General features: G+C 61.2%; 4 protein-coding genes and 1 pseudogene. 3 read left to right on the forward strand and 2 right to left on the reverse strand.

Going from position 1 to position 3,925, the window contains the following annotated elements:
* Nucleotides 1-302: 302 nt before the first annotated feature.
* From BMX29_RS18615 to BMX29_RS18625, 3 genes are all read left to right on the forward strand, one after another.
* Nucleotides 303-1,325 (forward strand): AraC family transcriptional regulator, encoded by a 1,023-nt coding sequence (locus tag BMX29_RS18615; protein WP_092815935.1) that lies wholly within the window; start codon nucleotides 303-305, stop codon nucleotides 1,323-1,325.
* Nucleotides 1,326-1,421: 96 nt separating this feature from the next.
* The gene (gene acmB, locus BMX29_RS18620) at nucleotides 1,422-2,621 is read left to right on the forward strand and encodes a methyl acetate hydrolase AcmB (protein WP_092815939.1); all 1,200 of its coding nucleotides are present in this window, start codon (nucleotides 1,422-1,424) and stop codon (nucleotides 2,619-2,621) included.
* 251 nt (nucleotides 2,622-2,872) lie between these two features.
* Nucleotides 2,873-3,124, forward strand: coding sequence for a hypothetical protein (locus BMX29_RS18625; protein ID WP_139197119.1), 252 nt, complete (start codon nucleotides 2,873-2,875; stop codon nucleotides 3,122-3,124).
* A gap of 302 nt (nucleotides 3,125-3,426) precedes the next feature.
* Here BMX29_RS18625 and BMX29_RS18630 read toward each other — a convergent pair whose 3' ends face one another.
* Together BMX29_RS18630 and BMX29_RS19705 are read right to left on the reverse strand one after the other, a co-directional pair.
* On the reverse strand, nucleotides 3,427-3,750 hold the full coding sequence (locus BMX29_RS18630; protein ID WP_092815945.1) for a YnfA family protein: 324 nt from the start codon (nucleotides 3,748-3,750) through the stop codon (nucleotides 3,427-3,429).
* A pseudogene (locus BMX29_RS19705) lies at nucleotides 3,750-3,925 on the reverse strand (MerR family transcriptional regulator); the annotation flags it as partial. The pseudogene BMX29_RS19705 and the gene BMX29_RS18630, both read right to left, overlap by 1 nt.

Below are 3,925 nucleotides of genomic sequence, written 5' to 3' on the forward strand. Positions count from 1 at the left end.
TCAGACGCACCGCGCAAATAGGCCGGACACACGACCGCTTCTGATAGGTGCGCCACGCTGCATTTTGGACTTGCTATGCAGGAGCCATCCACACAGGTCATTCGCTGCGGCTTGAACCAATGTCGCTATTGTTGAGCCCGACACGCCGGGGGGGGCGACGCGCTTGGTCAGAAGCTTCGCCAGATCGCGACCGTGTCGGCGCGTCGCCGCCAACACCTTCATTTCTTTACGACCAATGCCGGATGTCTACCTCGCCAATATCGTCTTATATTGACGCTGGAACCACGAGGAGGAGCGCGGTTTTGCTGGAACATGCACTTGTTCTGGATTCTTTGGGGTCACCGATCCGGCATCAGCAGAAGACGCATTCAGCTGATTGGGACGAAGTGGAGGACTTCTGCCGGTCGGTCTATATGCGGTATCGGGTGCGGCCTTTGGATCGCTTGTCCCGCCCGGACGCGACCATGATTTCGGCGAAGGCGGGCTGTGTGACCATGACCCGGTTTGCCTACGGCACCGGCATTCACCTTGACCGTTTCGATCCTGACGCTGGAAACATCCTTGTTCTTAACACCCTGCGCGGGGCATTGGATCATCAAGCCGATGGTGGCTCTGTTGCAACCGGCGCCGGGGAAAGCTTTGTCGTAGATTGCTCCCGAGCTGACTACTGGTTGGAGGGTGATCCCAAGCACATGCAGCTCAACCTCACGATCCCGCATCAGGCGATGGTGGATACGGCCGAGCGGTGGTTCGGTTTCATTCCGGATGACCGGCTATGGACCAGCCGCGTCAAGATCGGTGGTCCCAACTCAGCCTGGCCCGCGCTGCTCGACTATGCCACCCGTGCATTGACGCGCGAGGGCGAAGTCTCATCGAACGCGGTGCTGGCGCGACATGTCGAAGAGATGCTCTGCGTCGAACTGCTGCGCCAGTGGGCATCGGCCGCTGGGTTGAGCCTTGAAACCGGGGCCCGCTGTGCCGCTCCCGCTTATGTTCGAGCGGCCGAAGAGATCATGGAAGCCGAAGCGCGCGAGGCACCTTCAATTGGCGATGTGGCCAAGCGTGTCGGCGTTTCTGCACGGACACTGTCCGGCGGATTTCAGAAGTTTCGAGGTATTTCGCCTCGGACATTCCTCGTGGCGCGGCGACTTGAGGGCTTTCGCCGGGATCTTGAAACGTTGCCAGCCAATGTGACCGTCACCGTGATCGCCGCAGACTGGGGCTTTTCGAACTTCGGCGCTCTGGCCGGCCGGTATCGAAACAGGTTCGGAGAAACGCCTTCGCAGACGCGTGGCCGATCCGCGCGACGCATCCGCCCACACTGACTTTGTTACCGAAACCGGACAGGCCATGCCGGTCGCGGACAGCGCGCCCGGCATATGTCCCGCATTCTTCCCCTCACGTCTTCAAGGAAGGAACCAATGAAGGACATCAACACAAACGATCTGAAAACCCGGTGTGACGCCGTTCTGAACGGGCTGGTCAGCGGTCCATCGCGTGTGCCCGGGGTTGTCGCAATGGCGACGGACCGCAATGGCGATATCTACTCCGGCGCTGCCGGAGAGCGGCGGCTGGACGGCGACGCGATGACGGAGGATACGGTCTTCGCCATCTTCTCGACCACCAAGGCCATCGCGGGCACGACCGCTCTGCAATGTGTCGAGGAGGGTCTGCTGGACCTTGATGCCCCCGCCAGGGACTACGCCCCGGCCATCGGTGAGTTGAAGGTGATCGACGGGTTCGACGCGGATGGCACCCCCCGCCTGCGCGCACCAAAAAGCGATGTCACGACCCGCCAACTGATGCTGCACACGGCCGGTTTCGGCTATGATTTCTTCAACGAGGTCTATAAGCGCCTCGCCGAAGAGCAGGGCCAGCCCTCTGTCGTCACCGGAAGCCGGGCCTGTATCGAGACGCCGCTGCTGTTCGATCCGGGCACGAAATGGGAATACGGCACGAACATCGACTGGGTCGGACAGGTCGTCGAAGGCATCCGCGGCCAACGTCTGGGTGAGGTCATGAAGGAGCGTATCTTCGACCAGCTCGGCATGCAGGACATCGCCTTTACCCGGACCACCGACATGAAGGATCGGACCGCGACGATCCATGCGCGGGGCGAGGATGGCGGGCTGACCCCGATGGACGACTTCGCACTGCCCGATGATCCCGAGGTCCACATGGGTGGCCACGGGCTCTACGCATCTGTTCCGGAATACATGAAGTTCATCCGCATGTGGTTGAACGACGGCGCCGGTCCGAACGGACGGGTCCTGAAGCCCGAAACCGTCGAATGGGCCGTGAAGGGCGCGCTTGTCCCGCCGCAGAAGGTCACCATGCTGCCCGGCGTGATTCCCTCGCTTTCGAATGATGCAGAGTTCTTTCCGGGCATGCCCAAGGACTGGTCCTACACCTTCATGGTCAACACCGAAGACGCGCCGACCGGTCGCCCGGCCGGCGCCATCGGCTGGGCCGGGCTGGCGAACAGCTATTACTGGATAGATCGGAAGAACGGGATCGGCGGCTACTGGGCAACGCAGATCCTGCCGTTCGCAGATGGGGTCTCCTTTCCAGGGTATGTGGATTTCGAGAGCGCGGTCTACGCGGCCTTCTCGGGGCAATAGCGGCATCTTCCTGCTAAGCTGAAGGACGGGGCGCTTGAGCGCCCCGTCCGACTTGCCGGTTCTCGCGCCTTAGATTGGTCATGAGATAAAGAAGCCCTTGGACGGGTTTGGACCGAACGTCCGCTAAGGGCCGATAGGCACCTTGGCCGCGGACGCTGACCGAAACATGACGCGCGGCAAACGAATCCACAGAAATTGTTTCCGTCAGCTGCAAACGACGCGATCTCCTGATCACAAGAATGGAGACCGTTATGAACTACGAGCAAACGATGACACTGAAAGAAGTCGAATACTACCTGATCGAATGGGCAGACAGTGGTGAGGAGGGGGAAGACCTCCCGGCATGCCTTGCCCATTGGGATCTGGACGAAGAGCAGCTTGAGATCATCAAGGAGGCTTGTGCGTCCCCCCAAGCGGCGGCGAGCATTGCCAATGCTATGTGGTGCATCACTGACGGGGAAGGGCTCTCGCCGATTGCAGAGGTGCTGCGGACTTACTTATGAGAATGTAGGGTTCGGAAGCGCGATAACTGTTCGTCGACTTCGATATCGGCTTGCCCCGGGTCCCACTTAGTTACCCGTTGCGCAGCAAACGTATGACTGCAATGCGGGCTGCGGCCGCAGCATCGAGGCTGGCTGCTGGATGTCTTCTTTGGGCTGATCGCGATGACCCGATAATCGGGGCTGACTTCGGACCTTTCCTTTATTTTCGGCCTGAAGCTTCGCCGCCGTGGAAACTGAACCGCGCAACTGGTGTGCCATGTGACACTTGCACGTCGCGCTGTTAGGCCGATCAGAGCCTTCTGTCACCCAGCGCGTGGCGCCGCCAGGATCACGACGGCTCCGGCGAGGCACAGACCTGCACCGGCAAAATCCCAAAGGTCCGGCCGCTGCCCCTCGACGCCCCACATCCAGAGCAGCGAAGTGGCGATATAGACGCCGCCGTAAGCCGCAAACGCGCGGCCTGCGAAACCGGCGTCGACCTGCGCGAGCAGCCAGCCAAACAGAGCGAGGGTCGCAATGCCAGGGATCAGCCAGAGGCTCGAAGCGCCGCGCCACCAAGTCCAGATGGCAAAGCATCCGGCGATCTCGGCAAGCGCTGCGAGCGGGTATACCAAGATCGCCGGCATCAGGCGTCGGCCTGCCCGTGATCGGATAGGCATTCCTCGTGATCGCGCAAGACCTCAAGGATGCGGCAATCCGCGACCCTATCTGCGCTGCACTCGCCGATCATCCGCTGAAGTTCGATCCTGAGCGCCTCGAGACGCGCGATGCGCGCCTCGACCTCGCGCAGCTGTTTCTGGG

The sequence above is a fragment of the Roseivivax marinus genome, assembly GCF_900109705.1.
Lineage (GTDB): Bacteria > Pseudomonadota > Alphaproteobacteria > Rhodobacterales > Rhodobacteraceae > Roseivivax > Roseivivax marinus.

Bases quoted from the DNA above. Each gene is read 5' to 3' on its own strand.
- BMX29_RS18625 (WP_139197119.1), top strand. From the start codon at position 2,873: ATGAACTACGAGCAAACGATGACACTGAAAGAAGTCGAATACTACCTG.
- acmB (WP_092815939.1), top strand. From the start codon at position 1,422: ATGAAGGACATCAACACAAACGATCTGAAAACCCGGTGTGACGCCGTT.
- BMX29_RS18630 (WP_092815945.1), bottom strand. From the start codon at position 3,750: ATGCCGGCGATCTTGGTATACCCGCTCGCAGCGCTTGCCGAGATCGCC.